We start from the raw sequence: 23,952 nt of genomic DNA, 5'->3' as shown, positions 1-23,952 counted from the left end.
TTATCAAAACTAAAGAGCAAATATTTATTTTATTTTTCAAACCTAGCTTCCACACTCCCCATATCTCTGAGAATAGAACTATCCAGTACCTTAGCATAATGCTGTGTCATTTTTGTGTTGGAGTGCCCTAAAATCTTGGCTACATTTTCTAAAGAGACATTGTTGGCGAGCATAACAACGGTTGCGCAAGTATGACGGGCTACGTGGATAATTCCACCCAAGCAAGTAAAAACAGAATACAGAAGACAAACAGGTAATATATTTAAAATGAGTTTATTTTCATTAAATAGCAGTTTTATAAAAATCAAATTCCTGTGAAATTATGCAGTATATCCGTTACCAAACCGTTAACCGACAAGTTACCGGATACCGATAGGTAACCAAAAGCATAGTAAAGAACTTAGAACATGCTTTTTATTCACTGATTCACAAAGTTTTGCATACCAAAGAGCACTTATATAACAGGTAACTTTACAGTCGTATTTGCGACTGCAATAAGCCACAAAAAATATAGGTGAATGAAAAAAGAAAAATTCAAGGTATTGCTCTACCTCAAAAAGAGCAGTTTGGACAAATCAGGCAAGGCTCCGATTATGGGACGCATCACGCTTGGTCGGTCTATGGCACAGTTCAGTTGCAAACTCTCCTGCACCCCCTCGCTGTGGAATCCCCGAGAAAGCCGTTTGAACGGCAAGAGCCGGGAGGCGGTAACGACCAACACTAAGTTGGACAAGCTACTGCTTGCTGTTAATGGTGCATACGATGTACTTATTGAACGCAAGCAGTCATTTGATGCTTTGGCTATCAAGGATTTGTTTCAGGGAAGTGTCGATACCCAAATGACTTTGCTCAAACTATTCGACCGCCATATCGAAGAAATAAAAGCACGAATAGGCATCGATGTATCTCATCGCACCCTTCCCAACTACCTCTACACCCGAAAAAGATTAGTCCTGTTTATCAAAAAAAATTCCAACACATCCGACCTTGCATTCAGCCAGCTTAACGAGCAGTTTATCCGTGAGTTTCAGGATTTTCTTGTGCTTGATCAGAGATTGGGTGTAGAGACAGTCAGACACTATTTGGCGATATTGAAAAAGATATGTCGAATAGCCTTTAAGGAGGGACATTCCGATAGACACTACTTTGTCAACTATCCCCTGCTAAAGCAGAAAGAAAATCCCCCAAGAGCCCTTAGTCGTGAAGACTTTGAGAAGATACGAGATTTAGAGATTGAAGAACACCGATGGTCTCATATTACGACTCGTGATATGTTTTTGTTTGCCTGTTACACCGGGACAGCCTATGTGGATGTGGTAGCCATAACAAACGATAATCTGTCTAAAGATGATACAGGCGATTTATGGCTCAAATACCAACGAGGTAAAAACGGCAAACTTTGTAGAGTAAAGTTGTTGCCCGAAGCCATTGACTTAATCGAGAAGTACAAGAACAAGTCAAGGGAAACCTTATTTCCCAAAATGGAATACAATACGCTGAAATGGAACCTTCAAAGCCTACGCCAAATTCTTGGTATTCCCGTGCTAACCTATCATACAGCACGGCACTCATTTTCAAGTTTGATCACACTCGAAGGTGGAGTTCCTATCGAAACCGTTTCTAAGATGCTCGGTCACGCAGATATTAAAACCACACAGATATATGCTCGTGTTACCCCGAAAAAACTATTTGAAGATATGGACAAGTATATTGAAGTGACCAAAGATTTAAAATTAGTTCTGTAATACTAACCCGATTAAACAATACAATTATGCGAAGTACATTCAAGATATTATTCTATATCAACCGAAATAAAGTAAAAGCGGACGGCACAACAGCCGTTTTATGTCGTATCTCTATCGACGGAAAACAAACAGTCCTAACGACAAGCATCTATTGCAATCCTGACGATTGGAACAGTAACAAAGGAGAAATTAAGGAAGAGAGAGCCAATAAAAAACTCATCTCATTTCGCCAACGGATTGAACAAACCTACGAAAAGATCCTCAAAGAACAAGGCGTTATCAGTGCGGAGCTACTCAAAAATACTATTACCGAAGTAAATTCCGTTCCGATGCTATTGTTGGAAGCAGGCGAAGCAGAGAGGGAGCGACTAAGAATACGTGCGTTACAGATTAATTCAACCTCCACCTATCGGCAATCGAAGGTATCTCAAAGTAATTTACATGGGTATCTGCTCACACTGAAGATGAAAGACATTGCATTTACCGCTATTACAGAAGAGTTTGGCGAAGGCTACAAACTTTATTTAAAAAGTAAGGATTATAGTTCCGGACATATTAACCATTGTATGACTTGGTTGAACCGACTTATTTACATTGCAGTTGATCGAGAACTGCTCCGATTTAACCCGATTGCCGATGTTGCATACGAAAAGAAAGCACCGCCTAAGTTACAACACATAAGCAGAAACGAATTGAAACTGATTATGGAGAGACCCATGCCCGACAAACTGCAAGAGCTGACACGCAGAGCCTTTATCTTTTCCGCATTTACTTCTCTAGCTTATGTTGATGTAAAAGGATTATATCCTCGTCACATCAGACGGACAGCCGATGGACAGCGTTATATAAAAATCCATCGGAAAAAGACAGATGTGGAAGCCTTTATTCCTTTGCATCCGATTGCCGAACAAATTTTGTCGTTCTACAACACGACAGATGATACGAAGCCTGTCTTTCCACTACCTAATCGTGATCGGATATGGTATTGCATTAATGAGATAGGCTTTCTTGCCGGAGTCAAGGACAATCTGAGCTATCATCAAAGTCGGCATACTTTCGGAACCCTTTTGTTATCAGCGGGTATTCCGATTGAAAGTATCAGTAAAATGATGGGGCATACAAATATTTCCACAACGCAGGTATATGCCAAAGTAACGGACGACAAAATATCTCAGGATATGGACAGACTGATAGAACGAAGAAAAACAATGAAGAATAGCGCAAATCAAACCGTACAACCATGAAAAGAGAGATAATTACAATTAGTGATAGCGGAATGGTTAGTGTTCCGCAAGAGGTCAGCATGAATATTAATGAGATTGCCAACCTATTGGGTGTATTCTATCAAACGGCAAAGAGTGCTATCCGAAGCATTGAGAAATCGGGTGTTGCTGGTGGCGACTACTCGATGAGTGGCACAGTCGAGGGTTTGAAAGTCTACCCAGACTATTACGGGTTGGAGATGATTATTGCTGTTGTATTTAGGGTGAAGTCGGAAAAGGCGGAGGTATTCCGCAATTGGGTAATGAAGAAGGTAATCAGGCACGACATAACGGAAGTGTTTGTATTGCCTTTACAAAATGCGATGCTGAACTGAAAGTTAGATGGATTTATTTCCATCGAATTCGATGGAAATAAAAGAATACCACTATTTTGAATTAAATTTGCAGAATCTAATTATGGCGAATTCGCTATAATTAAAAACAGAAATAAATATGGCTAAAATAAGGGTACAGGAAACAGACGTAACAGTTGTTCGAATAAAGGATAACGATTATATTTCTTTGACTGATATCGCCAAATACAAGTCAGAAGAACCATCTATCGTAGTGGCAAACTGGATGCGCAATCGCAATACAATCGAATACCTCGGTATTTGGGAAAGTCTTTACAATCCCGATTTTAAACCTATCGAATTCGATAGGTTTAAAAAAGAGGCGGGCTTAAACGCATTTACATTATCCCCTTCAAAATGGATAGATGCAACTAGTGCAATTGGTATTATCACTAAATCAGGAAGATATGGCGGGACATTCGCCCATAAAGATATAGCTTTCAAATTTGCAAGTTGGATTTCGGTTGAATTTGAGCTGTATATTGTTAAAGAATTCCAACGCCTCAAAGAACAGGAACAGGATCAACTTGGTTGGTCTGCAAAACGGGAATTGTCTAAAATCAATTACCATATCCATACCGATGCCGTAAAACACAACCTTATACCTGATGAACTAACACCACAGCAAATATCCATCGTATATGCCAATGAAGCTGACGTATTAAACGTAGCATTGTTTGGTGTAACTGCCAGGCAGTGGCGTGATGCAAATTCCGATTTGAAAGGCAATATCCGGGACTACGCAACTATCAATGAACTGATATGCCTCTCCAATATGGAGAATATCAATGCTGTTTTTATCAATGAGGGTATGATTCAAAAAGACAGATTGTTGAAACTGAATCAGATTGCTATTCAACAGATGAGGATATTACAGGAGGTGGAGAACCGCAAGTTATTGAAATAAGGCTGTCTTGTCTGAGCAAAGGGCTTTATATAAAACTGTCAAGAGCAGCAAGTACATAAACAAAGGGTGTCCCCGTAGTGTGAGGGACACCCTTATAAATCTTACCTGTCGGTTGTTTAACTTTAGCTCTCCTTCTTATAGAACAGGCAAGATTTTGGCTTGGAGCAAATTGATTGAATGAATTGCTTAACTATAAGCAGCCTACTTAGGCTTGGTAAAGAATAAGGTGCTTTTAATAGTATCAGATATTAATTACTTGTATCTTCTATATCATCAGTCTGCAAATAGGCTTCCGTACAAATATCATTCTGAATACGGCATACAAGTGTAGCTTCCGATAAACGCATTTCTATAGTCACATCCTTAGGTTTCTTTTTTTCGGGTTTTACAACATGATGTTTTACATAAAGCTTTAATAATTCATCGAGGGATAATCCGACACATTCTGATATGGTAAATGGAAGAGCTACAGCACGGAAGTAATCTGCTGCTTCGTTCGTCATATTGTGTTTTTCGTTCTTTGTAGACATAGGTATTTCTTTTGTAGCCTGTCTCCCTCGTTTCAGGCATTGTCAGCAAATAAAAAAGCGGAGGAACATTAACATATCCGTAACTTTGGGAGTCCAAGCCCATGCAAACAAAATAGAAAACGTCCTCCACTTGTGGGTGGAGTGACGTTTACACTGATCTTGATTGTTGCAGTTGACTTCTTTTGGACTTTTAAGTTACACCGAAACAGCTAAACGCTCTTTGTATTATTCTGAATAATAAGGATGGTATGCCTTCGCAAACCATCTGATTGATAGCGAGTATCAACATGACAAAGTTACTTGACTGTTTTAAAAAACGGAACTTTTTCCTTCTATAAACAATAGGAATTTTTATTGGTTGGAAATCAATAAAATCAACCTTAAAATAAAGAATCTTGCTATAAGTTATACTGTACATTGAATAATTTATAGTAATTTAGGCGGAACAAAGATTAACGAATAAATGTTTTAGAAACTAAATTATGACAAATACTAACAATGAAACTGGGAATCAAATACATCATGGAGAGAATGTAAGATTTTTTCGTGATGTTATGTTGGGCTGGTCGCAAGAATATTTTGCAACTCAAATGAATATACATCAAAGCGATGTTTCTAAATTAGAAAACCAGGAAGTTATCAGTGAGGATAAGCTAAAACAAATTGCCAAGATATTTGGTATCGATGCAAATGCTTTGCAATACCGCAATCTAAAGAATGAGGCGAAAACATATATTTTCGAGATACAAGGGGATTACAATGTTAGTAAAACATCAGTTATTAATCCGTTAGAAAAAGTGTCAGAATTATATGAGCGGATCGTAAAACTAGAAGTTGAAAATGAACAATTGAAAAATCAACTGAAGAAATAACATTATCTTAGTTACCGTATAATATATTAGTCCTCTTGATTTTTCAAGGGGATTTTTGTTTTAGCTGTTTTTCTTTTTTCATCTGAATACAAAGAAATAGGAAGCCAATAAAACGGCAAGGTCAAAGCCCTTGAGGATTTTATCGGAAATCTGCGTTCTGACGAACAGTATTTCCAGAGAAAAACCTTGCCTTATTTATTCTCTTCATAGAAAGGGTGTTTATCAGCTGTAAAAAGATAAATAATATTCATTGGGGTGTGAGTTGGAGGGGCTTACTGTACCCACGACTTGTTATAATTATCCTCCAACATCTTATACACATCCGATTCTGCAAACAGGATCTTCCCTTCCAACTTGTAAAAGGCAATCCGCCCCTTATCTCTGTAATCCTGAAGACTGCGGGGGCTGATATGCAGTATATCGCAAACCTGTTTATTGTTCAGGTAACGTTCGCCATTCAAACTCGGCTTATTGATTTTGATACTCTGCTCCATATTCTCGGAAATTTCATCTGCCAATATCAGTATTTCTTTGATTTCGGGAGAATTATCTCTCAATACATCTTCATTATCCATAATCGTATTATTTTTTAATTGGTTTTGCGTCTACTCTGGATTTTTGCATTAGTTTTTCCACATCGGACTTTTTGTAGTAACATTTATGACCTGTTTGCGAGTATGCAAGTATGCCTCTGTCCCGATGCGATTGTAATGTTCTGGGCGATATATCCAACAACATACATACCTGCTGATTATCCAGCCACTCACTTTTGGATGATACAGGTATCAGTTGCCTGCTCTTCTCACGCACATCCTTTACCAGTTGTTTTAATTTTTCGAATGCTCTTTCGTCAATAATTCGTATACCCATAGCTGTACTTTTTTAATTTATATTTGGTTCTTTTTTTAGCTTGTTGTTATTCGTTTATACAAATAAAATAAGAATATTCAGTTGTATCAATACTTCTTAAACTCGTGGCGCTAGTTGGCGTTAGTTGGCGTTTATCCTATGTGTCTTTAACAAAAGAAACGGAGCAGATTATTCATCTGCTCCGTTTGTATCATTTCTATTTTCTCATTCCTTCATGCACTTCTATCAGGTAAGAAATCTCTTATACTAAAACCTGTATTCTCATAAAAATATTCCTCCACACCTTCTTTATAATATTTCTTGTTTTGGATTTTCTGATCGACACGATCAATCAATAAACTTAAATGTTGCTTTGCTCCTTTGATCTGCTCTTGTAATTTGTCGAATAAAACTGTATCTTTCATTTTAGCCACAACAATAGCCGAATCCAGATCTGAGGTAGTGCTTTTGCCTTGCATGATGTCTTTCAGGTCAGCTATTTCTTCAACGGTCACACCTTTTGCCTGTATAATTCCATCGGGTTCGACTTCGAGTTCCAGAAAATATTCTCCTTGTCCATGAGATGCCGATAATTCAAACAGATCAGCCTTTTCTTCTTTGGATTGAGATACGATGGCTTGGGCTTGTATTCTATTGTTTACTTTCTTATATGTTTCGATCCTTTTATGGGCTTTACTAAGTTTACAATTCAAGTCAAAGGCTCTTTCTTCGAGCCTGATAGAATTGCTTATCATCTCTGCCCGAAGTTCGGAATATAAATCCAGCTCTCTTCGTAAGGCTTCATTCTCAGCTGTAAGGCGCTTATTTTCTTGCTTCACCTCCTGATGATTGTTTATAAGCATAGTATGTATTCGAGCCTTTTTCAGCTCTTCTGCTTTGTGTTGCCGTTGCTGCCTTATTTCTTTTAGTCTTTTTTTCTTTCGTTGTTGGTAGTGTTTATACCAGCTGGAAAAAACAGTCTGAGTTATCATAGCTGCCAATAATGAAAGTGTGGTAATAAGTATCAATGTGGAGAATATTTCCATAAAAGTAGCTGTTGTTATCATATCGGTGATTATTTAATATTTATTCTGGCTTTTGATTATTTGTGATTTTTGAGCAAAGCTCATCTATCAGTTCATTGATACGGCTACCCTTCTGCAATTGTTTATCGACAGGAAAGATCGTTGAACGGAAGATCGCCTTTTTAGAAGCTGACATCTCTCTCCTGAACCGTTTGGTGTCAGGCAGTCGTGTATTGAGGATGTTTAAGCCAATGCGTTCAATCAGGGCAGTATATTCGTCATAGAGTTCTGTACTCTCACGCAGGTCTACCAGATTCCATAACAAGTAAAGTGCTTTGGTATTGACTTGCCTTGGTTTGATATACATATCGTTGAATGCCTGGGCAAACGATAAGGTACTTTCCAATACCAACCTGTCGGCACTGATGGGTGAAAAGATATAATCCATTTCAGAAATGGTTTCGATAAAGCCCGGTGTATTTAATGTACCCGGCATATCAAAGAAGATAATATCAAAATCGGTATCGTAGCTGTTTATCATAGAATGTGCTGTCGTGATTGCATCTGATACGGTAGCTGTCTCTATGGGATAGATATTCTTGTCTAATTCCGAAAATTGGTTCTCTGCCAGTTTTCCGTAGTAGGGATTGTCTTCTACCTGTTTGATATCCCGTTCCCGCATTTCCTGTACGCTGTATTGGGGATAGTCGCAGTCGATGATTCCTACATTATAATCTCTCAAATAGTGTAAATAGCTTGCAGTGATAACAGTCAATGCTGTTTTGCCGACTCCGCCCTTTTGGGTAGAGAAGGCGATAAATAAGGGTTGGTTATTCTTTTTCATTGGGTTAATTAAATTAAGTCGTGAATAAAATTTATTGCTGTGTTTTACGGATATAACAGTCTTTGGTTGTTATACTTAGTGAAAAATCATAAGGGTCTGAGACCTTAATCAATTGGTTTTCTTAATTTCCCTTCAAAGAGGCTATTGATTTCCTCTTTGTAAATTTCAAAGTGGTGTTTCAAGACGTTTTCGACAAACCCGCTGACTGTCAGACGCGGATCACCGATACTATGAACAATGCGTTTGATGGTGGCGATGGTTTCTTTTTCTACGTGTAATCCCTGACGTGAGTCCAGTTCATAGCGACCCAAAAATAGTTCCGAATAATCGACGGCTGTTGTTCGCTTTTTTCGGCTTGCATCTTTGGTCTTGCTTTCCGAAACTTGTGATACAGGAATAGTTGATGCCGAATTTATCTTTTCTTGTTTTTCGGCATCAGTATTATTGGGGACAGAAGCTCCATTTATTACATCGGTATTGATTGGTACTTCCTCTATCGTTTGCTTTTTAGGTGTCATAAAACTATGGACAGCTTTTCCTCTGGTCGGGGTAGAACTGTCATTGGTTTGATTTGTTGCTCCATTTATATTTTCATTCATATGTAGATGTTAAATTGGATTGATAACTATTTCTGTTTGTATATCTCTCAATAGGTTATTGAACGATTATCTGATTGTGTCTAATAATCCAGACTATTGTATACAGCTACACAGCTCTACACTTCTGTGTACGTGTCTACGGGTGAACGGATCAGTGGATATTTCTTTTTATCTCTCATTTTAGATAGCATTTGATGGATGAATCTATTTTCAACAACCTAAAAATAGGTCTCTATGATTAGAGCTGTTTTCAGCTGTCTCGATACAAAGAAATAGCAATAAATCCATAGATTAATCAGAAAGGTAATTAGCTGTATGACTTTGCTTTATTGTGCATTATTATGATAAAAGAAGGCTTGCCTACCGAAATAAATTACCATAATATTGTAGTCGGGTAAGCCAATAATAATTCAACGGATAATGAATCAGGCTGATCCTGATTTTTTTTGCCAATTCTCGATAAACATGAATCTCATGCCTGAGATTATTCACGACCCTCATTCGGGGCGGATTTTTATTAGCGATTCTCAGACTGGCAAATCCCGGCAATTCAAACCTGACTTTTCGTCCCGGAAATGGCAATATTCAGCAACTCTCAGCATAAGATTCCTGTATGTTTATTATATTGATATTCAACGAATATTATTATTTTATTCGTAGTCTGGATCATTAAAATTACAGACTATGAACAAAGAAAAAATATTACTTACGACGGCTCTGTTAAACCGTATCTTTCATCCCATTTCTCGATTTTCAGTTTTCATGTCTCAAAAAAGCGAATTGCTTCCGCATTCGTTTTTTTTCGATTGCTTTCGGAGCAAGGTAATCTTTCGGGTAACCCAAAATTCGCCTGTCGGCTTTTTTGCGTCCCCTCGAAAACCTTGCTCTGCGAGGCTGTCGACCACACCACTTGCTCCCGATGGTTGCAGTTGGCGGGGTCTCCAACAAGCCTTCCGTTCTGCTTCCGATGGTCGCAGATCTGTCGGCTTGTCCTGTACTTGGAGGTACAGGGAATTATTCCATAACTTGAAATGTATATGTTATGGGAAAAGATAAATTGGAGGCGGAGGCTCTCCGCGGTCGTCCGAAAAAGGATAAGGACAAGTTATCGAAGTCGATAAACCTCAAATTGGCTCCCGAAGATTATACAATCGTACAGCGGAAAGCGTTGAAAGTGGGACTGACTGCTACCCAATATGCGAGAGAAATGACTTTAAACGGAGGTGTAAAATCACGTTTTACACTAGAGGAATTAGACCTGATACGTAAACTTTCGGGCATAGCAAACAATCTGAATCAACTTGCAAAACGAGCAAATCAGGCAGGGTTTTATGAGATAGAAAATGAAGTTATACCTATGTTAAATTGGATAAAGACTATACTCAATGATCGCTAGGAATATAAAGGGGAAAGGTTTCGGTGGCTGTGTTCGCTATGTGTTGAACGATTCACACGAGTTATTGGAAGCAGAGGGCGTATTTGCGGATAATGCCAAGAGTATTATCCGCAGCTTTACTGTACAGCGTTCAGGTAGGAAGGAGATAAAACAGCCTGTCGGACATATTCCGATATCCTTCTCGCCCGAAGACAAAGCAAGAATGACGAATGATTTTATGCTGCAACTGGCAAAAGAGTATATGGAGGAAATGGGGATAAGAAATACACAGTATATTGTAGTTCGGCATCACAATACGGAGAATGAGCATTTGCATATTGTATACAACCGTATTGATGATGACCTGCAACTAATATCTGTCAACAATGATTTTAAGCGGAATATCAAGGTTTGCAAGAAACTAAAGGATAAACACGGTCTCACTTATGGTGAAGGAAAGGAGAAGGTTAAACGAGAGAAACTAAGGAATCCCGATAAGGCGAAATATTATATTTATGATTCCATAAAGGCGGTTTTGCCAGGTTGTAAGAATCCGGCAGACCTGCGGTTTGCTCTTCAGAAATTCGGGATTGATATTGAATATAAGCACAAACGGACAACGAACGGAATTGAAGGGGTATCATTCCGGTATAAGAATATTGCTTTCAAAGGCTCTCAAGTGGATAGAAAATATAGCTTTGGGAATCTGAAAAAGGAATTTCAAAAGAATATCATAGAAGAGAATAAACAAACAGTAAGGGAAGTACAGCAGCAGAAAGTGGTTAAAGAAGTTGAACAATCAACTCCGAATATACCTAAAGAAATGCCTCAGCCAACGATAGATTCTCCAAAAAGAGATGGTTTGCCAACTATCGGAGGGATAAAAATAACGCCTGAGCAGGCAACTATTTTGAAAGAGGGAGGGTATATTTATTTGGAGAATATGACTAACAGCAAGGGGCTGCTGTATTCGGCGTATGTTATTACGGACGACAAGCAACAAAAGGTGTTTATGTTCAAGAATCGCCCTGATGAGTTTGTGAGGTATGGAAAATACGAGATGCGTGCGATGGATAAGCGGTTGATTGAGGCGGGGTGTGTTGTAAAAGCGAAAGTCAAGTGGTGGGGAGGAATAGATTATCAATATCCGTACTTGTGGAAAGAAAATCCAACTGATACTGATTACACGGAATCGTGGAATGATCCACGAGTACCCGAAACTACTTCTATGCAGAAAGCGACAAGCTCTATTGCCGAAGTAGTCTCTAGCACCATTAAAGAAACTGCGTCCAATAATACTATTTCCCCAATTATAACCACCGCAGGCGAAGTAGTTTCTGCAATAGGGGGCTTCTCCGATCTATCAAACTCTAGTGGTAATTCTGCCGAAAGTAATTTCCAATATCAATTGAAGAAAGATGATGTAAGACACAAGAAGAAACGAGGAAGAAGTATATAATTTAGGCATCGCAGTTCGAGAAATGTAAATATTACAAAGTCGTTGTTATTGTTGAGGTTATTCGAGCTATTTTATTACTTTTGTTAACAAATCATTAAGCGTTAAGTATGAGCATCTTTCAGAGCATTATCGCAAAGAGTTATACAAATTGTTAGAGGACGAAATAATGATTGTTGAAAAGTAACCTTAAAATAAAATTATAAAATATGGCTGTTTACAATGAAATAATTAGTTGGTCACAAAGCAGACCAATGTTTATAAGAGATGCAATTAGAAGACTTCTTGCTAATATTACGCTAACCGAAGCAGATATTAGTGAGTTGATATTGATATTAAAAAAAGAAATAGGCTTTCCCGCTATAACGATATCTGGAATTCCGGTAACCGATACTCATATCCCCACATCACCAACTCAAATTAATCCTGTAGCCAAATTAATTTCCATAAAAAAACCAATAAATATTTGTGCTTTATATAATGATGCTGAATTAAATTTTGATACAAACGGTTTAACATTGATTTACGGGAATAACGGTTCAGGAAAATCAAGCTACTCAAAATTACTCAAAAAATTATGTTGGAGTAGAGATAATAATATTCAATTAAAGAAAAATGTAAATACTCAAGATACTACTAATCAATCAGTCACGTTAACTTTTGAAGATCAAGGCGCAGTGGTGCCATTTGACTGGAAGGAAAATAATGCGACTCATTCTGCGTTAAACTCGATTTTTGTTTTTGACAGCAATTGTGCATCAATATATGTTAACGATGAGAACCCATCCGAATACAAACCAATTGGTATTGACATTTTAGATAAGTTAATTGAGCTATGTAAGAATATTGACAACCAGATAAATGCCGAAATTAATCTGCTTACAGCATCAAAACCTAGCTTGGATCAGAAATACGCTCAAACCGATTTATTTCAATGGTATAGCAGTATTGAGACCATCACGCCACTAGATATAAATACAAAACTTGTTTTTCCAGAAAGCATCATCTCCCGTAAAAAAGAACTATCTACATTATTAAACTCTACCAACCCCATTGAGATAAAGCAAATGCTATCTCAAAAAAGGAGCCGATATATAACCTTTGCGGAAAAATTAACTGCAATTGAATACCGATTCTCAGAGGAAAGTATCTGTAAGATTATAGAGTTAAAAAGAGATTATGATGCAAAAAGTAATGCTTACGAAATTGCTAAGGGTAAGTTATCTGGTAATGATCCTCTAAAAGGTGTTGGCTCTCAAACTTGGAGGCAATTATGGAATGCTGCAAAATTATTTGCAATAACCGAAGTACATCCTCAATCTCATAATTACCCAGATTATATTAGTTCCGATATTTGTGAATTATGCCAGCAACCTTTAAGCGATGATGCAAAGAGAAGATTAGAACGTTTTGATTTATTTATTCAAGATCAAACGAGTAAAGACTTTTCCGCTGTTAACGAACGTATTTCTATTGAAATTAATAGAATAGACGAGATTGTGATTGAAAGAACTGATACATGCGATGAACTAGGTGCGGAAATATCATCATTTGATAATGATTTTAAGACTTTCATAGAACAGATAACCGCTGCAAAACAGATAATTATTGATTTTCTTAAATCCAATATAAAAGAAATACCTTTACCCAAGATAATTGAATTATCCTCAACAATCAAATCTCGAATACTTAAGATAGACAGTGAAATTATTCAAAAGGAAGAGTTAATAAAAAACAGAACTTCATTTGAGAGAGAATTTCTTGACATCGAAGTATTAGAAATTTTGACTAGAAATAAGAATGGCATTTTACAATATATTACGGAGTATAAGTCAAAGAATCTTCTAATTCAGTGTAAATCAAAAACTGTTACAACTTCTATCTCAAAGAAAATAGGTGATATTTTAGAATCGGAAGCTATCCAAATTCAACATAATGAATTTATTTCCCATCTTACCTCATTAAGCGGGAATATCTCAAGTAAGGTACAAATAAAGAAAAGTCGTACATCAAGCGGTGTTACTTATCAGAAATGCGGATTTATTTCTATTGGAGACTCATTAAATAGCGTTCTAAGTGAAGGAGAGCAAAAAGTTGTTGCATTGGCAAATTTCCTTTCTGAATGCACTATCGATGGGGCGAAAAATTCCATAATATTTGACGATCCTGTCAATTCTCTTGATCAGGATTTCAGGGAAGCTATAGCAAAGAAGATCGTTGAATTGTCATCTGATAGACAAGTAATTGTTTTGACTCATGATTTGTATTTCTTACGACTATTAATGGATACGAATAAGCAAGTAAAGTTGTCTGACTGTGATATTATTGGATTATCGCAGATTAATGGGATATCGGGTATTCCTTCAGATGAAATTCCATATTTGGTAAAGAACGTACAGCAAAGAATTGATACAATTGACAAGGGATTAAAAGATGTTCAAACGATTTCCATTGAAGACATAAGAAGACGAGAGTCTGAAATAGAAAGTCTACGTCAAAGAATGAGAAAGTTATTAGAGAGAACAATAGAAGATATAATAGTAAACAAAACAATTGAGCGCTTTAGTAAAAACATCAACTTAAAAGCAGGCAACCTCTCGAATGTAGTCGTTACTGAAAAAAATGATGTTGATTTTTTACTTGGTTTATTTGGAAAATATTCCATAAGTGAACATGACGGAGGAATCGAAACTATTCCTCTTATGCCAAATGAAAACGACATAAAGCTAGACTTGGCAGATTACAAAATATGGAAAGATAATTTTAAGGAAAAAGTAAGAGAGTATAAGGTAACTCATAATATACAAAAATAATTTATGATCCTCCTCCACACCGCCGATTGGCACATAGGACAAACCTTTTATGAATATGACCGCTGTGGCGAGCATCTTCAATTCTTGGCATGGTTGAAAAGCCAGCTACAAGAGTTGCAGGTGGATGTCCTGTTAATTGCAGGCGATGTTTTCGATAGCCCCAATCCGTCCGCAGAGTCTCAAAAGATGTATTATCGGTTTTTGCGAGAGATTACGACAGCTAATCCCAATTTACAAGTAATAATTATTGCAGGCAATCACGATTCAGCGGCACGGCTCGAAGCTCCCAACCCACTGTTGGAAGATATGAATATCACCGTTCGTGGTGTGGTTAAACGCACTGCCGATGGCACAATCGATTTCAATCATTTAGTAATTCCACTTAACAAAGGTGGTTATTGTTTGGCTGTGCCCTATCTCCGACAAGGCGATTACCCCAACTCTGATACCTATGCACAAGGCGTTAAAGCAATGTATGAAGCCATATACGAGTGCGTAGGAGACCAAAGTCAACCCATAATTGCAATGGGACACTTACAGGCAACAGGTTCCGAGATTTCGGAAAACGACCGCTCGGAACGTACCGTTATCGGTGGGTTGGAATGTGTGTCGCCCGATTCGTTCGCCAAAGAGATTACCTACACCGCACTCGGACACCTCCATCGTGCACAGCGGGTTTCAGGACGGGAAAATGTACGTTATGCCGGTTCTCCCCTACCTATGTCGTTTGCCGAAAAAAACAACAAGCAAGGTGTTACACTTATCGATATAAAAGAAACCACAACGATAGAACGCATTTTATTTGATGCCCCCATTAAGCTATTGAGCATACCGGCTCAGCCGATGCCGCTTAGTGATGTGTTGGCTGAAATTGCAGCTTTGCCCGATGCTGAAAATACAAATACCGCTCCTTACCTTGAAGTAAAAGTATTGATAACAGAGCCTGAGCCCTCGTTGCGGCATCAAATAGAAGAAGCGTTGAAGACAAAGTCGGTACGCTTGGCTCGTATTGTAGCCATTACACCTAAGCGTGAAACCGATACCAAAACAATCACTTACGAAGAATTGCAAACCATCAACCCGCTGGATATGGCAAGCGATATTTTTAAACGCAGGTATGGAGGTGAAGATATGCCGGAGACGATGAAGAGTTTGTTGCAAGGCGTAATACAGGAGGTGGAACGATGAAGATACTAGCAATAAGAGGAAAGAATCTAGCCTCCTTGGAGGGCGAGTTTGAAGTAGATTTTACTACTGAACCATTGAAGTCGGCAGGAATATTTGCCATAACAGGAAGTACGGGTTCAGGCAAATCGACGTTGCTTGATGCTTTGTGCTTGGCACTGTTTGATGATACACCACGTAATAACAGAACGTCGGAAAACATCTCCATAATTGATGTAAAGGATAAAACCATCAACCAAAAAGACAGTCGCAATATCTTAAGGCGTGGCACCAGTGATGGGTATGCAGAAGTTGATTTTGTATCGCTTGGCGGTGAAACATTCCGCTCTCGCTGGAGTGTTCGCAGGTCACGGGATAAGATTGACGGCTCATTGCAGAACACCGAATTTAGACTTACAAAGCTAAACACAAACAGTGAGGTGCAAGGACGTAAGACGGAATTGTTAGCCAAAGTAGTGGAGCTTATCGGTCTTACTTTCGACCAATTCACACGTGCCGTATTGCTTGCTCAGGGCGATTTTGCTACTTTCCTCAAAGCCACTCAAAAAGAAAAAGCCGAATTGCTGGAAAAGCTGACAGGCACAGATATTTATTCTCGAATTTCTAAAACAGTATTCGAGAAATCGAGAAGTGCAGAACAAGATTTGACCTTTTTACAGGAACGTATTAAAGGCATCGAACTTCTTTCGGATGAAGAATTGGAATCGCTATCTGTTGAAAAGCAAGCAATATTGTTAGAACTCGAATCGTTGAGAATCGAAGTATCACAACTGACTGCAAAAATTAAATGGATTACAGATGAAGAGCTTCTAAACAAGGGTGTAAAGCAAGCAGAACAAATGTTGGCGGATTCCAAAAAAGCAATTGAGGAAGCAAAGCAAAGGTATGACTATCTTACTCAAATCGACAGCGTTCAAGAAATACGAGATAATTACAATGCTCTAAAAAACGCACAGAAACAACTTGTCGACAATCGGTTAAACCTCTCCAAACAAGAGTCCGAACGTAATGCCAATGCCTTATTGTTGAAGCAGGCTAACGAACAACTTACAGCTTGCGAAGAGGAGCAGACACAGCATACTGAAACGATTGCTCAAATAGAGCCACAAATAAAGAAAGCTCGTGAATTGGACGTTCGCCTTGTTGGAGCCAAAACCAATGCTGAAAGTTCAGCGAAGGAGTATCAACAAGTCATTGAATCAAAGGCAAAAATAGAGAAATCCATTTCGTCTACCCAATCGGCGATTGAAACCGCTGAGAAAACAATCGGGAAAATAAATGTTTGGTTTAGCGAACATATACAATATGCGGAGATTGTTTCGAGAGTTGATTTAATAGTCAACCTGCTCAACGATGTTGAAACAGCCAACAAACAAGGAGCGAATAATGCGAAGACATTAGCCGAGTCCAAAGAGATTCTTGTCATTGACGAACAAAAACTAGATGAACTAAAAACGGAAGCTGAAAGATTGAATAACCTGCTTCCTGCCGAGATAGCCATATTAAGAGCAAAGTTACAGAACGGAAACCCTTGCCCGGTATGCGGTAGCTTGCATCATCCGATGGCTGAGGTTCAGGGCGAAAGTTTAGAAGAGGCGAAGCTGAATAAATCAAAAAAAGAGGTAAGTGATAAAATAACATTACTTACCGTTAATATAGAAAAGCGTAGGAGTGAGCATATTCGATTACAATCGGTGATTGACAGTTATGCCACTCAATCCAAAGAAGCAGTTGATAAATTGGATACCTATCTGAACACATTGCCCCTGTGGCAACAACAATTTGAGCAAGGGAAGCTCCAAAATACGCTGATAGAAATTGCCACAGTTTGGAAAAGCTATACTTCGGAGCAGACAACAACCAATGAGCAAATCGGTCAATTCAATATCTCTTTAGAACACGAGAAAAAAAATCTATCAGTAGCCAATGAGGTATTATTGAGCAAAGAAGAGAGACACAAAAACAGTAGTGTTGAATTAGAAAAACTGCAAAGCGAAAGGTTTAAAGTTCTTGACGGAAAATCGGCTGACGATGTTGAAAAAGTATATGTAGACAAGACCAAAAATATTGCCGACAGACTCAAAAAGCTAACTGCTACTAAAGGAGAAGTCGCAGCCAAAAACGAGACATTTGCAGGTATTATCACTCAAATACTAACTGATATTTCTACTCTATCGACACGTTGCGAAGAATTACAAAAAATAGTTGATGCTTGGCTTACTGCCCAAAATGGAGAAATAACAGCAGAACAACTGGCGGAGCTATTATCTAAAAATAGCAATTGGCTTGCCACGGAACGAGAGACATTGAATCGACTGCGGGAGAATAAAACATCGGCTCAGGCAACTCTTACCGAACGAAGAAAAACCTTCGATAAACATTATGAGGCAGAGATAAAACCTGCTGAAGGAGAAGAGAAGGAGTCACTACAAACCGTTTTTACGGAAAGAAGTTCTTATATTGAGCAAAAGACCAAGCGGAATGCCGAAATAGATATGTTGGTTGTCAATCACGAAAAGGGCAAAATCAAAATAAAGGCATTCGAAAACGAGCTTGCCGAAAAGAATGCTTTATCCGAAAACTGGAAAAAGCTAAATGAAATGTTCGGCTCTGCCGATGGGGCTAAATTCAAGGTGTTGGCACAAGGCTACACGCTGGAAGCCTTGCTGACTTATGCTAATAAACATCTGCAAGAGCTATCCAAACGCTATGAATTGCAACGTATTCCTGATACATTGGGTTTGCAAGTCGTCGATTTAGATATGTTGGGCGAGATACGAACAGTACATTCTCTTTCGGGAGGTGAATCATTCCTTATTTCATTAGCTTTGGCGTTAGGCTTATCGTCCTTGTCATCTAACCGTATGAAAGTTGAGTCGCTGTTTATTGACGAAGGTTTTGGTTCGCTCGACATCGATACATTACGTGTTGCCATGGATGCACTGGAGAGCTTACAAACACAAGGACGAAAAATAGGTGTCATATCGCATGTTGCCGAAATGACCGAACGGATTACAACCCAAGTCAGAGTTGTAAAAACCTCAAATGGTAAAAGTAGGATAGAGGTGAGCGGGAGTTGATTGATATGGTGGCAATAGCATGGGGTGATAGAGGAAATAATAACAATTGAGTAATAAGGATAGATGAGTAGAATTAATCAAACATATCGTAGTTTATTAGACAAATCAATAGCATCTATATTATCAGCCATTGAAATATATAATAAACCCAATTTTGGATATAGAGAAGAGTCATTTGCTATCTTGGCTGTTAATGCTTGGGAGTTATTACTTAAAGCATACTTACTACGTCTCAATAATTACAAAATGAATGCAGTTTATGTTCTTGAACCGGTTCTAAAAAAGAATGGTCAGCCATCATCGACTCGTAAACAACCAAAACTTAATAGATGTAATAATCCAAAGTCAATATCTATTTTTGAAACTATCGCTAGGCTCAAAGAGAAACTAGTAGTTTCAAAAAATCTAATAGAGAGTATAGAGTCGTTAATCGAACTCCGGGATAATGCTATACATTTCATAAATTCTAAACCCATCACAAAACAAGTTCAAGAACTAGGGTTTGCCAACATAAAAAATTATATTTCAACCATAAAGAAATGGGAATTAGAGATAGATTTAAGTGAATACAATTTTTATTTGATGCCATTGGCTTATGTCGATGCACGAGTAGACGCTGGCTCTATATTGACTGATGAGACAAAAAACTATCTAAATCTAATTAAATCAAAAATACAAAATCAAGATATTGCTGATCAGGAATTTGATATCGCAATTTCTATTGATATTGATTTCAAGAAAGGAAATTCTTTTGATGAAAAGGCTTTGGGTTTCAAATATGACCCTGATGGTATTGGTATCGCACTATCAGAAGAAGATATTCGAAAAAAATTCCCTTGGACTCATGCAGACTTAATCGACAAATGCAAAGAGCGTTACTCTAACTTCAAGCAAGGTGTTGATTTTAATACGAAAATGAAAGTCATAAAGGCTAATGAAAAATTACATCACAACAGAAAGCTCGATCCAGCGAATAAGAAGTCCCAAGGAAAACCATTTTATAGCAGTAATATATTTAAGGAATTAGACAAACACTTCATAAAAAAATAGAATGCAACTACAATTCATTAATCAGAGTAATAAATTCTTCCAAGATGTTATAACTCTCGGTAAGAGGCATTCTGCTACCTTGGGCTTTATGCCCGACGGTGGATTTGAAGACCATGCCAAGAAAGAGTGCATTATAATTGCTTATGATGATTCTGAATTGTGTGGCTATTTGATGTATCGTGTAGTGAACAGTTCTTCGAGAATAAGCATCGTGCATTTGTGTGTGAATGAAACTCACAGAGGGAAAAATATATCGACCCAACTTCTCGATAAATTGCGTTCAAAATATGAAAAAACATTTGCCGGAATTGCGTTGAGTTGCAGACAGGATTATAAGCAAGCCTCAGCTCTATGGGAGCGATATGGTTTTCATTGTAGACATCAAAAGAGAAGTAGAAGCCTTGCTGAAAATTACCTGAATATTTGGTGGTATGATTTCAATAAACTGGATTTATTCTCGGTAGCTGCTAACTCATCGTTTAAAATTAAAGCTATATTGGACGCTAATATAATTGTTAAGCTAAGAGATATTGATTTGCAATATGATGCACATGAAGACCCTCGAGGGCTTGTAGCTGACTGGTTAGCTGATGAAGTGGATTACTATTTTGCACCTGAAATGTTGAATGAGATCAACAGAGATGCTAACAAGGATCGAGCGAATAAAACAAGGCTGTTCTTGAATAATTTTATAGAAGCAAAACATGATGTTGAAGAGCGTAAAACAGTAGCCGTGCAACTAAAACAGATTATTAAAGGGCAAACAGACAATGATAATTCAGATAGAATTCAATTGGCTACATGTATTGTCTCTAATGTGTCGTATTTTATAACACAAGACATCGGTATATTAGATTGTCGGGATAAAATAGAAGATCAATTCGATATTCAGATATTCTCGCCTCAGGAGTTTATTATTGAGGTAGATCAGCTTCTTAACAAAGAAGAATATTCCCCTATTCGTTTGGCTGGTGTAACCTTTCATACTATATCCAAAGTGTCTACCAATGAGTTAGATGCTTGCATTGATAAATTCCTTGTAAAAGAATCATCGGAGAAAAAAAACTCATTCAAGAGTATTGTATATACTGAAGCATCAAATACAGATGTGGCAAAAATCAAGGTTATTAAATCAAATAATAATCCTATCGCATTTTTCGCATATTCAAATGCTAATTCAGAATTGAATATTCCATTTATTCGCTTGATTGACAGTGAATATAAACAGACTCTATTTATGCAAATCATATCCGATTTAATAAATAAAGCTATAAAGAAAAATATCAATGTTATCATTCTTAAAGAAGATTATTTATCCGATAGTCAGGTTTTGGTTTTATCAAAATTAGGATTTGAACACACAGAAGGTGTATGGCGAAAACATGTTTATAATGAAATAATAGATAGTTCAAATTTAGCGAACCTACAAAATCTATCGGATGGTAAAATTCGAAATATCATATCAGATATAGCGAGTAATAACAAAACAGAACTTATACTATTGGATATTGAGCGAAAGTTATTCCCTCTAAAGATTTCAGACTTAGATATTCCTTGCTATATAATACCTATAAAAGCATTGTGGGCAGGTCAATTATTTGATGCACATATATCTGGAGCAACTCTTTTTGGAGCAATGCCTGATAAATTGTGGAATGTTGAAAATGTATATTACAGACATACCAAACCGATCACAGAAATTGCTCCTGCACGGATACTTTGGTATGTTAGCAATAATAAATATACTGAACGAAGTAAATCTATAGTGGCAACATCCTACCTTGACGAAGTCATCACGGGGAAGCCTAAGGACTTATTTGCGAAAAATAAACATTACGGAGTATATGAGTGGAAACATATATATGAACTATGTGAACAAAATATTAATAGTGATATAAGAGCATTACGATTTAGTGGAACAGAAGTATTTCAACAACCTGTAGCTTTCTCTTCAATAACAAAGGTATTTGAAGAGAATGGGAGAAAACGGAACTCCTTTGCATCACCGGTAAGGGTAGATTTTAATATATTCAATCGAATTTATCAATTAGGAAAGTGGAAAATATAAATAGCATAAAAAAATACTTGTTTATTTCTGTAAAACCAGAATTTGCAAGAAAGATAATTGAGCGAGAAAAGAGCATTGAATTACGGAAAATCAAACCACATGTAAAAGTGGGAGATTATGTAATTATATATGCATCTTCACCAGTCATGTGTGTGATAGGCTTTGGCATCATAAAAAATATTATTGACACATCTCCCCAAGAAATGTGGTCTCAGTATTCTTCATTCTTAGGAATTGACAAAGTTAGATTTGATGATTATTACCAAGGTAAGACGAAGGCGATAGGCATTGAAATTGAATCAATAAAGCAGGTTACTCCTATCAGCCTAAAAAGTTTGAGAATTATAGATCCTAATTTTCATCCACCACAAATATATCGTTATGTCACAAATGAGCAGATTTGTAAGACAATTGCGGAGTTCCTTACGAATCGATAAGTTGGCTGTAAATAAGTATTTAAGAAAAATTGTTGAGTAAAAAGACATTGTATGATGATCATGAAGATATTGATGGTACACAGAAAAACGAAAACTAGAGTCTAAGTAAACGGTGCCAAAACCAAAGACTATTCCAGCTTTCTCTAATAATGCAAAGTATAGGTTCTAATTAGCTTATTAAGCTGAGCATAATCTTCAATAACTTACTTGAACTCGGACAGTAAATATATTGGGAAAATTTGGCAACACTGAGATTATTATGTATTTTTATCCCAAGATAAGTCGCTCTTTATTTTGTGTGAGATGAAGTGAATCAAAGCAGTTCTCTCGTTTCTAAATCATTACCTGTTGATAGAAATCATTTTATAAGTTGCTTGTTTGCAGCGAGAAAGAACGTTTACTGTGTCTTGCAACATGCATTGTCAATCGTTTTGTAATACCACATAAATCAGCAATCTCCTTCAGGTAAGAATTTAGTTTTTGGTTACTCATAACCGGTAATAAGACATGCTTACGTACACACTCGGGATGACCGGCATATTTATCTATTAATCCCTGAGCCGGTTTAATAACAGGTATATTGCACATATTTCCTGTCTTCTGACGGCTCTTGCGAATCCAGAGTACTTCGTTGCTATCTTTTATCAAATGGTCTGGTGTTAATTGCTGTACATCTATAAATGAAAGTCCGGTCATGCAGCAAAATACAAATACATCCCTGACTATTTCCAGCCTCGGTATTGAGAATGCTTTGTTTCTGATAGTCTCCAGTTCTTCATAGGAAAGAAACTCCACATTCGATTCTTCGTGCTTGAATTGGATATTGGCAAAGGGGTCTTTCTTTATCCAGTCATTGGTTAGTGCAATACGGATGACTTTCTTCAGGTTTTTCAGATGCTTGATTGTTGAATTATGCTGCAAGTTTCGTTCTGTCTTCAGGTAAAACTCATAGTTTGTAACAAACTGGTGGTTAATATCGGATAGTAATATATCGTCTTTGTGATATTGATGAATGATATATTCTTTTAAGCCCTTGATGGATGTTTCAAATTTTTCAACCGTTGATTCGGTGTAGTCTTTACCTATAAGTGCATGGCATTTATCATTATGTTCTTTATATACCTCCAGAATGCTTTTATGGTCTTCATCGCGTCCATGGTATATATCCCTTATAAGATCGGAGGTTATATGCTTTCCATCGATTTCCAGTTCCCTGTGAATTTGCAATATCCGTGCTTTGACTGTTTCCAGGTAATGATTTAACTCGAGTGCGATGCGTCCTTTGCTATTACAGGATTCTTTAGCCTGATTCCAATACGCTACAGGAACACTTCTCTTTATTCCGATTTCGGCAATCTGTTTGTTTATTGTTACACGCAGATAGATGGGTGCTTCACCGTTTTTCAACAGTTTAGCCTTCTTGATGATAAACAATAAACTGAATGTATTTCTTTTGTCTGTACTCATAATAAGAATTTTTATAAAATTATTAATTAGAGTTC

Annotated in this window: 21 protein-coding genes and 1 pseudogene; 14 read left to right on the top strand and 8 right to left on the bottom strand. The window is 37.4% G+C overall.

The features are described 5' to 3' along the window. Positions 1 to 29: 29 nt before the first annotated feature. Positions 30 to 209: pseudogene (locus G7Y56_RS04290) on the bottom strand (tyrosine-type recombinase/integrase); the annotation flags it as partial. A 309-nt stretch (positions 210 to 518) separates the two neighbouring features. Here G7Y56_RS04290 and G7Y56_RS04285 point away from each other — a divergent pair. The 4 genes from G7Y56_RS04285 (at position 519) to G7Y56_RS04270 (ending at position 4,267) form a co-directional block, all read left to right on the top strand. Further along, positions 519 to 1,745, top strand: coding sequence for a site-specific integrase (locus G7Y56_RS04285; protein ID WP_165041379.1), 1,227 nt, complete (start codon positions 519 to 521; stop codon positions 1,743 to 1,745). 26 nt (positions 1,746 to 1,771) lie between these two features. After that, positions 1,772 to 2,989 carry a site-specific integrase gene (locus G7Y56_RS04280; RefSeq protein WP_165041378.1) on the top strand — a complete coding sequence of 406 codons (1,218 nt, stop codon included), beginning with the start codon at positions 1,772 to 1,774 and terminating at the stop codon, positions 2,987 to 2,989. Then, positions 2,986 to 3,342, top strand: a complete 357-nt coding sequence (locus tag G7Y56_RS04275) for a virulence RhuM family protein (protein ID WP_165041377.1) — start codon at positions 2,986 to 2,988, stop codon at positions 3,340 to 3,342. The genes G7Y56_RS04280 and G7Y56_RS04275 overlap by 4 nt, the downstream gene beginning before the upstream one ends. Before the next feature lie 118 nt (positions 3,343 to 3,460). Continuing rightward, positions 3,461 to 4,267, top strand: a complete 807-nt coding sequence (locus G7Y56_RS04270) for a KilA-N domain-containing protein (protein WP_165041375.1) — start codon at positions 3,461 to 3,463, stop codon at positions 4,265 to 4,267. A gap of 248 nt (positions 4,268 to 4,515) precedes the next feature. Here the strand turns inward: G7Y56_RS04270 and G7Y56_RS04265 are convergent, their stop codons facing one another. Continuing rightward, the gene (locus G7Y56_RS04265; RefSeq protein ID WP_165041373.1) at positions 4,516 to 4,797 is read right to left on the bottom strand and encodes a hypothetical protein; all 282 of its coding nucleotides are present in this window, start codon (positions 4,795 to 4,797) and stop codon (positions 4,516 to 4,518) included. 482 nt (positions 4,798 to 5,279) lie between these two features. Between G7Y56_RS04265 and G7Y56_RS04260 the strand changes: the two genes are divergently transcribed. Next, a complete protein-coding gene (locus tag G7Y56_RS04260) occupies positions 5,280 to 5,669 on the top strand; it encodes a helix-turn-helix domain-containing protein (protein ID WP_110312742.1) in 390 nt (129 codons plus the stop codon). 272 nt (positions 5,670 to 5,941) lie between these two features. Here the strand turns inward: G7Y56_RS04260 and G7Y56_RS04255 are convergent, their stop codons facing one another. From G7Y56_RS04255 to G7Y56_RS04235, 5 genes are all read right to left on the bottom strand, one after another. Then, on the bottom strand, positions 5,942 to 6,244 hold the full coding sequence (locus G7Y56_RS04255; RefSeq protein ID WP_165041371.1) for a helix-turn-helix domain-containing protein: 303 nt from the start codon (positions 6,242 to 6,244) through the stop codon (positions 5,942 to 5,944). Positions 6,245 to 6,251: 7 nt separating this feature from the next. Further along, positions 6,252 to 6,539, bottom strand: a complete 288-nt coding sequence (locus tag G7Y56_RS04250; protein WP_165041369.1) for a helix-turn-helix domain-containing protein — start codon at positions 6,537 to 6,539, stop codon at positions 6,252 to 6,254. A 212-nt stretch (positions 6,540 to 6,751) separates the two neighbouring features. Next, the gene (locus tag G7Y56_RS04245; RefSeq protein WP_165041366.1) at positions 6,752 to 7,585 is read right to left on the bottom strand and encodes a hypothetical protein; all 834 of its coding nucleotides are present in this window, start codon (positions 7,583 to 7,585) and stop codon (positions 6,752 to 6,754) included. A 19-nt stretch (positions 7,586 to 7,604) separates the two neighbouring features. Next, positions 7,605 to 8,387: a ParA family protein gene (locus tag G7Y56_RS04240; protein ID WP_165041364.1), complete on the bottom strand. Its 783-nt coding sequence runs from the start codon at positions 8,385 to 8,387 to the stop codon at positions 7,605 to 7,607. A 104-nt stretch (positions 8,388 to 8,491) separates the two neighbouring features. After that, the gene (locus G7Y56_RS04235; RefSeq protein ID WP_165041362.1) at positions 8,492 to 8,986 is read right to left on the bottom strand and encodes a DUF3408 domain-containing protein; all 495 of its coding nucleotides are present in this window, start codon (positions 8,984 to 8,986) and stop codon (positions 8,492 to 8,494) included. 684 nt (positions 8,987 to 9,670) lie between these two features. On the opposite strand from G7Y56_RS04235, the gene G7Y56_RS04230 reads away from it, so the two are divergent. The 9 genes from G7Y56_RS04230 (at position 9,671) to G7Y56_RS04190 (ending at position 22,450) form a co-directional block, all read left to right on the top strand. Beyond that, positions 9,671 to 10,042, top strand: coding sequence for a hypothetical protein (locus tag G7Y56_RS04230; RefSeq protein ID WP_165041360.1), 372 nt, complete (start codon positions 9,671 to 9,673; stop codon positions 10,040 to 10,042). Further along, positions 10,029 to 10,382, top strand: coding sequence for a plasmid mobilization relaxosome protein MobC (gene mobC, locus G7Y56_RS04225; RefSeq protein WP_165041358.1), 354 nt, complete (start codon positions 10,029 to 10,031; stop codon positions 10,380 to 10,382). The genes G7Y56_RS04230 and mobC overlap by 14 nt, the downstream gene beginning before the upstream one ends. Beyond that, positions 10,372 to 11,820, top strand: coding sequence for a relaxase/mobilization nuclease domain-containing protein (locus tag G7Y56_RS04220; protein ID WP_165041356.1), 1,449 nt, complete (start codon positions 10,372 to 10,374; stop codon positions 11,818 to 11,820). Before mobC ends, G7Y56_RS04220 begins: the two co-directional genes overlap by 11 nt. Before the next feature lie 206 nt (positions 11,821 to 12,026). Beyond that, a complete protein-coding gene (locus G7Y56_RS04215) occupies positions 12,027 to 14,630 on the top strand; it encodes an AAA family ATPase (protein ID WP_165041354.1) in 2,604 nt (867 codons plus the stop codon). Between the two features lie 3 nt (positions 14,631 to 14,633). Then, a complete protein-coding gene (locus G7Y56_RS04210; RefSeq protein WP_165041352.1) occupies positions 14,634 to 15,818 on the top strand; it encodes an exonuclease SbcCD subunit D C-terminal domain-containing protein in 1,185 nt (394 codons plus the stop codon). Next, positions 15,815 to 18,895 (top strand): AAA family ATPase, encoded by a 3,081-nt coding sequence (locus G7Y56_RS04205; RefSeq protein WP_165041350.1) that lies wholly within the window; start codon positions 15,815 to 15,817, stop codon positions 18,893 to 18,895. The genes G7Y56_RS04210 and G7Y56_RS04205 overlap by 4 nt, the downstream gene beginning before the upstream one ends. 63 nt (positions 18,896 to 18,958) lie before the next feature. Beyond that, positions 18,959 to 19,945 carry a DUF3644 domain-containing protein gene (locus G7Y56_RS04200; RefSeq protein WP_165041348.1) on the top strand — a complete coding sequence of 329 codons (987 nt, stop codon included), beginning with the start codon at positions 18,959 to 18,961 and terminating at the stop codon, positions 19,943 to 19,945. Position 19,946: 1 nt separating this feature from the next. Beyond that, positions 19,947 to 22,013: a GNAT family N-acetyltransferase gene (locus G7Y56_RS04195; protein WP_165041346.1), complete on the top strand. Its 2,067-nt coding sequence runs from the start codon at positions 19,947 to 19,949 to the stop codon at positions 22,011 to 22,013. Then, positions 22,001 to 22,450 carry an ASCH domain-containing protein gene (locus G7Y56_RS04190; RefSeq protein WP_165041344.1) on the top strand — a complete coding sequence of 150 codons (450 nt, stop codon included), beginning with the start codon at positions 22,001 to 22,003 and terminating at the stop codon, positions 22,448 to 22,450. The genes G7Y56_RS04195 and G7Y56_RS04190 overlap by 13 nt, the downstream gene beginning before the upstream one ends. Before the next feature lie 363 nt (positions 22,451 to 22,813). On the opposite strand, the gene G7Y56_RS04185 is transcribed toward G7Y56_RS04190, so the two are convergent. Beyond that, the gene (locus tag G7Y56_RS04185; protein ID WP_165041342.1) at positions 22,814 to 23,917 is read right to left on the bottom strand and encodes a site-specific integrase; all 1,104 of its coding nucleotides are present in this window, start codon (positions 23,915 to 23,917) and stop codon (positions 22,814 to 22,816) included. Positions 23,918 to 23,952: the final 35 nt, after the last annotated feature.

It is taken from the genome of Dysgonomonas sp. ZJ709, from assembly GCF_011039195.1.
GTDB lineage: Bacteria > Bacteroidota > Bacteroidia > Bacteroidales > Dysgonomonadaceae > Dysgonomonas.
This window is presented reverse-complemented; position numbering and strand designations above follow the sequence as displayed.

Excerpts from the sequence above, each read along its gene's own strand:
- G7Y56_RS04285 (WP_165041379.1), top strand. The coding sequence starts at position 519 with ATGAAAAAAGAAAAATTCAAGGTATTGCTCTACCTCAAAAAGAGCAGT.
- G7Y56_RS04280 (WP_165041378.1), top strand. The coding sequence starts at position 1,772 with ATGCGAAGTACATTCAAGATATTATTCTATATCAACCGAAATAAAGTA.
- G7Y56_RS04275 (WP_165041377.1), top strand. The coding sequence starts at position 2,986 with ATGAAAAGAGAGATAATTACAATTAGTGATAGCGGAATGGTTAGTGTT.
- G7Y56_RS04270 (WP_165041375.1), top strand. The coding sequence starts at position 3,461 with ATGGCTAAAATAAGGGTACAGGAAACAGACGTAACAGTTGTTCGAATA.
- G7Y56_RS04265 (WP_165041373.1), bottom strand. The coding sequence starts at position 4,797 with ATGTCTACAAAGAACGAAAAACACAATATGACGAACGAAGCAGCAGAT.
- G7Y56_RS04260 (WP_110312742.1), top strand. The coding sequence starts at position 5,280 with ATGACAAATACTAACAATGAAACTGGGAATCAAATACATCATGGAGAG.
- G7Y56_RS04255 (WP_165041371.1), bottom strand. The coding sequence starts at position 6,244 with ATGGATAATGAAGATGTATTGAGAGATAATTCTCCCGAAATCAAAGAA.
- G7Y56_RS04250 (WP_165041369.1), bottom strand. The coding sequence starts at position 6,539 with ATGGGTATACGAATTATTGACGAAAGAGCATTCGAAAAATTAAAACAA.
- G7Y56_RS04245 (WP_165041366.1), bottom strand. The coding sequence starts at position 7,585 with ATGATAACAACAGCTACTTTTATGGAAATATTCTCCACATTGATACTT.
- G7Y56_RS04240 (WP_165041364.1), bottom strand. The coding sequence starts at position 8,387 with ATGAAAAAGAATAACCAACCCTTATTTATCGCCTTCTCTACCCAAAAG.
- G7Y56_RS04235 (WP_165041362.1), bottom strand. The coding sequence starts at position 8,986 with ATGAATGAAAATATAAATGGAGCAACAAATCAAACCAATGACAGTTCT.
- G7Y56_RS04230 (WP_165041360.1), top strand. The coding sequence starts at position 9,671 with ATGAACAAAGAAAAAATATTACTTACGACGGCTCTGTTAAACCGTATC.
- mobC (WP_165041358.1), top strand. The coding sequence starts at position 10,029 with ATGGGAAAAGATAAATTGGAGGCGGAGGCTCTCCGCGGTCGTCCGAAA.
- G7Y56_RS04220 (WP_165041356.1), top strand. The coding sequence starts at position 10,372 with ATGATCGCTAGGAATATAAAGGGGAAAGGTTTCGGTGGCTGTGTTCGC.
- G7Y56_RS04215 (WP_165041354.1), top strand. The coding sequence starts at position 12,027 with ATGGCTGTTTACAATGAAATAATTAGTTGGTCACAAAGCAGACCAATG.
- G7Y56_RS04210 (WP_165041352.1), top strand. The coding sequence starts at position 14,634 with ATGATCCTCCTCCACACCGCCGATTGGCACATAGGACAAACCTTTTAT.
- G7Y56_RS04205 (WP_165041350.1), top strand. The coding sequence starts at position 15,815 with ATGAAGATACTAGCAATAAGAGGAAAGAATCTAGCCTCCTTGGAGGGC.
- G7Y56_RS04200 (WP_165041348.1), top strand. The coding sequence starts at position 18,959 with ATGAGTAGAATTAATCAAACATATCGTAGTTTATTAGACAAATCAATA.
- G7Y56_RS04195 (WP_165041346.1), top strand. The coding sequence starts at position 19,947 with ATGCAACTACAATTCATTAATCAGAGTAATAAATTCTTCCAAGATGTT.
- G7Y56_RS04185 (WP_165041342.1), bottom strand. The coding sequence starts at position 23,917 with ATGAGTACAGACAAAAGAAATACATTCAGTTTATTGTTTATCATCAAG.